General features: G+C 65.9%; 7 protein-coding genes and 1 pseudogene. 3 read left to right on the top strand and 5 right to left on the bottom strand.

Annotation, left to right across the window (positions count from 1 at the left end):
- The coding region (locus VK533_RS01220; RefSeq protein ID WP_414712269.1) for a carboxyl transferase domain-containing protein at positions 1–141 on the bottom strand (141 nt) is incomplete at its 3' end.
- 122 nt (positions 142–263) lie between these two features.
- Between VK533_RS01220 and VK533_RS01215 the strand changes: the two genes are divergently transcribed.
- Positions 264–1,487, top strand: a complete 1,224-nt coding sequence (locus VK533_RS01215; RefSeq protein WP_324374223.1) for an NAD(P)/FAD-dependent oxidoreductase — start codon at positions 264–266, stop codon at positions 1,485–1,487.
- Here VK533_RS01215 and dinB read toward each other — a convergent pair.
- The 4 genes from dinB to VK533_RS01195 form a co-directional block, all read right to left on the bottom strand.
- The gene (gene dinB, locus VK533_RS01210) at positions 1,479–2,540 is read right to left on the bottom strand and encodes a DNA polymerase IV (RefSeq protein ID WP_324374221.1); all 1,062 of its coding nucleotides are present in this window, start codon (positions 2,538–2,540) and stop codon (positions 1,479–1,481) included. The two genes, VK533_RS01215 and dinB, sit on opposite strands and share 9 nt — an antisense overlap.
- A gap of 68 nt (positions 2,541–2,608) precedes the next feature.
- Positions 2,609–2,893 carry a hypothetical protein gene (locus VK533_RS01205; RefSeq protein WP_324374219.1) on the bottom strand — a complete coding sequence of 95 codons (285 nt, stop codon included), beginning with the start codon at positions 2,891–2,893 and terminating at the stop codon, positions 2,609–2,611.
- A 72-nt stretch (positions 2,894–2,965) separates the two neighbouring features.
- Positions 2,966–3,487 (bottom strand): phosphoribosyltransferase, encoded by a 522-nt coding sequence (locus VK533_RS01200; RefSeq protein WP_324374217.1) that lies wholly within the window; start codon positions 3,485–3,487, stop codon positions 2,966–2,968.
- A 7-nt stretch (positions 3,488–3,494) separates the two neighbouring features.
- Positions 3,495–4,505, bottom strand: coding sequence for an adenosine deaminase (locus VK533_RS01195; protein ID WP_324374215.1), 1,011 nt, complete (start codon positions 4,503–4,505; stop codon positions 3,495–3,497).
- Between VK533_RS01195 and VK533_RS01190 the strand changes: the two genes are divergently transcribed.
- Both VK533_RS01190 and VK533_RS01185 read left to right on the top strand, forming a co-directional pair.
- Complete coding sequence (locus tag VK533_RS01190) at positions 4,495–5,451, top strand: hypothetical protein (RefSeq protein ID WP_324374213.1); 957 nt, start codon at positions 4,495–4,497, stop codon at positions 5,449–5,451. The genes VK533_RS01195 and VK533_RS01190 overlap by 11 nt on opposite strands.
- A pseudogene (locus VK533_RS01185) lies at positions 5,448–5,825 on the top strand (hypothetical protein); the annotation flags it as partial. The gene VK533_RS01190 and the pseudogene VK533_RS01185, both read left to right, overlap by 4 nt.

Raw genomic sequence — 5,825 nt, 5'->3', positions numbered from 1 at the left:
GCCGAAATCGACGCAATTATGCTCGACATACATGTCGAGTTCTTCGAACGAGCCCGGGTCGAGCAGCACGTCCAATCGCTCGCGTGCGGTCAGGCGGCCCTTGGCATGCTGCGCGTCGATCCGTTTCTGGCCTCCGCCCATCTTGGCTTGGGCACGTTTTTCCTCGAGCTTCTGCAGGATCGCGAGCACGCTTTGTCTCCGTTTGGAACGTAACGCCTGAAACTTCTTTGACGGTCAGGTCAAGCCGGATCGGGGGAGATCGGATGCAGATCGAGGTAGCAATTATTGGCGCGGGCGCGGCCGGAATCGCGGCTGCACGCCGCCTTCAGGATCGCGGACGAAAGGTGCTGCTGGTCGAGGCGATGGACCGCGTCGGCGGCCGCGCGCACACCATCACCGTGGAAGGGCTGGCGCTCGATCTGGGCTGCGGCTGGCTCCATTCCGCCGAACGCAATCCGCTCGCCCGTTTCGCCGAAGCGGAGAACGCGGCGATCGACCGGTCGCACGCCGCCTGGCGCAATCAGTTGCGCAATCTCGGCTTCAGCGCGGAGCAGCAGCGCGCGGCCTGGAAAACCTATGACAGCTTCGACCAAAGCCTGCGCGACAATCCGCCGCCGGACGATATCGCGGGCAAGGCGATCGCACGCGATCATCCGTGGCGACCTTATCTGGACATGATCAGCGGCGCGCTGAACGGCGCGGAGCTGGATTTCGTATCGGCGAAAGACCTGCTCGCGTACGACGATTCCGCTTCGGAAACGAACTGGCGGCTGCCCGCGGGCTATGGAACGCTGATCGGCGGCGCGGCGCGTGCCCTTCCCCTCTCGCTCGCCACGAAAGTGCTGGCGATCGACCATCAAGGCGCTCGCGTCGGAATCGAGACCAGCAAGGGACGGATCACCGCCGATGCGGTTATCGTCGCGGTACCGACCGACATCCTCGCGCGCGGCGATATCGCGTTCACGCCGGCGGTGGACGACCATCTCCATGCCGCTTCGTGCCTGCCGCTGGGCCGCGTCGACAAACTGTTCCTGGCAATGGAGGATGCCGACGCGGTGCCGCCCGAGACGCATCTGCTCGGCAACCCGCACAGCGCGCTGACCGGCAGCTATTATCTTCGCCCGTTCGGGCGGCCGCTGATCGAATGCTTTTTCGGCGGGATCGCGGCGCGGGCGATGGAAGAAGCGGGGGACGTAGGACGTATCGCCTTTGCGATCGAGGAGATCAGCGCGCTGTTGGGCAGCGACTTCGCGAAACGGCTGCAGCCGGTCGCTGGCAGCTGGTGGCATAAGGAGGCAACGATCGGCGGCGCCTACAGCCATGCTTTGCCGGGTCATGCCGACAAAAGAGCGATATTGGCAGCGCCTGCCGACGAGCGCCTTCACTTCGCGGGCGAAGCCTGTTCGGCGCACGATTATTCGACCGCCCATGGCGCGTGGCAGAGCGGGCTCGACGCGGCCGATCGCATCGAGCCGCGCTTATATTGAGAGACCGAGCTGCTGCTCGTCCTCGTCCTCGGCCAGCGCGGACAACGTCAAGCCCAGCAACCGTATGCCGAGCGGCACCGGGCATAATGCGGACAGCAAGCCCTGCCCCGCGGCCCCGATCGTCGCGCGGTCACAGATCACGGCGGTGAAGCTACGCGCGCGGGTGATGGTCCGGAAGTCGGCGAATTTGACCTTGAGCGTGACGGTGCGCCCCGACGCGCCCGCACGCTCGACCCGCGTCATCAATGCCTCCAGCACAGTCTCAAGTGCTTCGGCTAATTCATTGGGATCAGTCATGTCCTGAAAGAAAGTCCGCTCTGCGCCGACCGATTTCAGGACGCGATTGGCACGGACCGGACGGTCGTCCATCCCGCGCGCGGCGCCGAACAGATAGTCGGCGAAGCTGCCGAAATGCGCCTTCAGGAACTGGATGCTCTGCGCTTTCAGGTCCGCCCCCGTCTCGATCCCGAGTGTCTTCATCCGCTCGGCGGTCTTGGGCCCGACCCCGTGGAAGCGCGACACCGGCAGGCTCTCGACGAAGCGCGGGCCGTTGGCGGGCGTGATCACGCACAGCCCGTTGGGCTTGTTCTGGTCGGAGGCGAGCTTGGCGATGAACTTGTTGTAGGACACGCCGGCCGAAGCGGTGAGACCAAGCTCGGCCTTGATCCGGGCGCGTATCTGTTCGGCGACGGCCCGCGCGGATTCGGCACCGCTGACGTCGAGATAGGCTTCGTCGAGCGAGAGCGGTTCGATCAGCTCGGTATAAGCGGCGAAGATGGCGCGAATCTCGCGGCTGATCGCCGAATAGACATCGAAGCGCGGCTTGACGAAGATCAGATCGGGGCAGCGCCGCCGCGCGGTGACCGACGGCAAAGCCGACCGCACGCCATAGGCCCGCGCCTCATAGCTGGCGGCGGCGACCACGCCCCGTTCGCGCGCGCCGCCGACCGCGACCGGCTTGCCGCGCAGTTCCGGATTGTCGCGCTGTTCGACCGACGCATAGAAGGCATCCATGTCGATATGGATGATCTTGCGCGGGGGCGGCTCCTCCATGCGCGCTTTCTAACGCGGTCGAAACAGAAAGGGAACGCCGTCCGGGATCAACCGAACGGCGCGTTTCCTCAATACGGATTTTGCGTCGTGGGCAGATAATTGCTGTTGTCGACCGGCGGCCTATCGCTGGTGGCGGCAGAATCGGTGGTGCGCGGCTTGTGTTTGGCCTTGGCTTTCGCTGGCTTGGCGGCGGTGGCGGACACATCGTTCGCAGTAGTACCGGCATCGACATCGGCGCTGCCGCTATGGTTTTCGGCCGTGCCGGCGGTGGCGGGACCGACGTCAGGCGCGGTCACCTGGGCAGCGACGGGAAGCGCCAGCGCCGCCGCGGCGATCAAGATCAGTCTGCGCATGATAGTCTCCTCTGCTGGGCCGCCGTCTGGAAAGCGGAACAGGGATTAAGAGGGGAATAGGATCGGTTTGGTTCAGGCGAGCCGTTCGGGAACTGCGTCGGCCTCTTCGAGCAGGGTGCGGCGCTCGGCCATCGCCTCCCACGGGAAGACGAACCACCTCTTGTCGGTCGAACGGTCGATCGTGCGCGAGCGATAATCGACCTTCGCGGTGGAGCGGAGATTGTCGATCAGCACCGCGACGCGCACCCGGCCGTCGACCGCGCCATGATCAATCAGCGATTTGCGCAACGTCTCGATCGTGCGCCCGCTGTCGTTGATATCGTCCACCAGCAGGATGGTCCGGCCATCGCCCGTAGCGACGGCGAGCTTCTCCATCAATTCCTCGGCAAAGCTCGGCACGCCCGAGCTGTAATCGACCGACAGCAGCGAGATGCCGGTGCGGTGCGACAGATAGGCCGCCGGCACGAGCCCACCGCGGCCGATGCCGACGATATGATCGGGTTTCCACTGATCCGCCTCCAGCGCCGCCGCCACTGCCTGCACGTCGGCGACGAATTCGGGATAAGGGATGAAGGAGAGTTCGGTTGCGCTCATGACGGCCTCACGCGGCGGCGAAGGCGTTGACGGCCCGGAGATGCCGGGTGACGGCCTCATCCGGCAGGAACGACCCCAGGAAGCTGTTGCGGGCGAGCGTGATGAGATCTTCCCTGTCGAGCAAAGGCGCGATCGCGCGGTAATTGTCCGCAACATAGCCGCCGAAATAGGCCGGATCGTCCGAATTGATCGTCGCGCGCAGCCCATGCTTGAGCATCCCCGGGATCGGGTGGCGGGCGACGTCGTCGACCACGCACAATTTGAGATTGGACAGCGGGCAGACGGTGAGCGTCATCCCGCTGCGCGCGAGCCGCGTGACCAGGTCCGGCGATTCCATCGCGCGATTGCCGTGATCGAGCCGGTCGACATGGAGGAGGTCGAGCGCCTCCAGCACATATTCGGGCGGCCCCTCCTCGCCCGCGTGCGCCACGCGCTTCAGCCCTTCGGAGGCCGCGGCGGCGAACACGCGCGCGAATTTCTCGGGCGGATGCCCGATTTCCGAACTGTCGAGGCCAACCGCCGCGATCCGGTCGAGCCAGGGTTCGGCGGCCTGCAAGGTAGCGAACGCCGCCGATTCATCGAGATGGCGCAGGAAACAGAGGATCAATTTGGACGTGAGGCCATATTTCGCCTCGGCCGCCTTCATGCCCGCGAGCAGTCCGTTGGCGCCGACCGCGAAGGGCAATCCCCGGTCGGTATGCGTCTGCGGATCGAAGAAGATTTCGGCATGAAGCACGCCGTCGGCATGCGCGCGCTCGAAATAAGCGAGCGCGAGATCGTGGAAATCCTCCTCCGTGCGGAGCACGTTGGCGCCCTGATAGTAGATGTCGAGGAAGTCCTGGAGTTGCGTGAAGCTGTAGGCCGCGCGAAGCTCTTCGACCGAGGAAAAAGGAATTTCGATGCGGTTGCGCCGCGCGAAGGTGAACATCTGCTCCGGCTCGAGGCTGCCTTCGATATGGAGGTGGAGTTCGGCCTTCGGCAGGCCGGTGATGAAGGCGTCGAGTTCGGTGTCGGGCATAAAGCTCCCCGGCTGGCGTTGCGCCGAGCCTAGCCCAGGCCATGGGGCCGCGTATAGCCGCGCATTTGCCCTGCCCTTCGCGCTCTTGCTGATCGCGGCGCGCGCGCCGCAGCCGCCGTTGGGCGATCTGGTGCTCGACGCCGCCGATCCAGTGGTCGCGGTCGAGATTGCGGGCGTGCCGCTGCGGCTGCGCGTCGACCTCGATCGGCAGAACAATATCGAGCTCAACCCCGCCGCCGCCGCGCGCCTGACGGTGAAATGGGAGGATGGCTACGCACTCGACGTCGGGCGCGTGCAATTGAGCAGCCGTATCGCGCTGGTGGCGATGACGATTGCCGGCCGCGTCGTGCCGAGCCAGGTCGCCGACCATGGCCGCGATTGCTGCGCCGGCGTCGATGGCGTGATCGGGCCGGATCTGCTGCCTTATGCTTCGGTCCATTGGCAGCGGAGGCAAGCCCCGGTCCCTACCGCCAGCCTGAACCTGTTGCTCACGGTGAGCCCGACAACGGGCCTGTCGGCGCCGACGGACGCGGGCGACGTGCGGCTGCGCTTCGCACTCGACCAGGATGAAACCGTGGGCACCGCAGCGGCGGGCGCAACGCTCGCGCGGGCTTGGGGCGGGCGCTGGAACGGGCCATCGCGCCATGTCGTGCTGGCCTTCGGGATTTCGCGGCCCGCGCGCGCCATTGCCTTTGCCCGGCCGGGCCTGCTCGCGGGCTTCCGTATCGACCCGCTACTGGTGCGGATTTCCGATTTTCCGGGCGACGAGAAATTGCCCGCCGACCCGAGCCGCGCCGACGACGTCGTGGTCAGCCGCCATCTGCAACGGCAGCATGCCTGGCCGGCGGTTATCATCGGCGCTGACCGTCTCTCGCGCTGCGCCGATATCATCTATTATGCGGTTACGCGCAGCCTGACGCTGCATTGCGCGTTCGACACCCCATGAAACGGTTGGTTGCGTCCCTCGTCCTCGCCGCGATGCCGCTCAAGGCGGCGGTCCCGGCCTACACGCCCGAACTCGAAGCCCGCGTGTTCGATCGCGCGTGGGAACTCGTCGGTCGCCATTATTGGGATCACAGCAAGACCGGCGAGGCCTGGGCCGATGCGCGCGACCATTTCCGGCCACTCGCCGTGGCAGCCCCGGATCGCCCGGCTTTCTACACGATCCTGGGGGAGATGCTGGCGTCGCTGGGCGACAGTCACGTCTACGCGATCGACCCGCTCCAGATCGCGATCGGCAAGGCGCGCGACGCCGGCCGCGCGTCCGAAGGGTTCGGTTTCTCGATGCTGCCCGACGATGACGGACGCTGGCTGGTGACG

The sequence above is a fragment of the Sphingomonas sp. genome (assembly GCF_035317925.1).
Classification (GTDB): domain Bacteria; phylum Pseudomonadota; class Alphaproteobacteria; order Sphingomonadales; family Sphingomonadaceae; genus Sphingomonas_I.
Note: the sequence above shows the minus strand (reverse complement) of the source record. Positions and strands in the feature narration are given on the sequence as shown.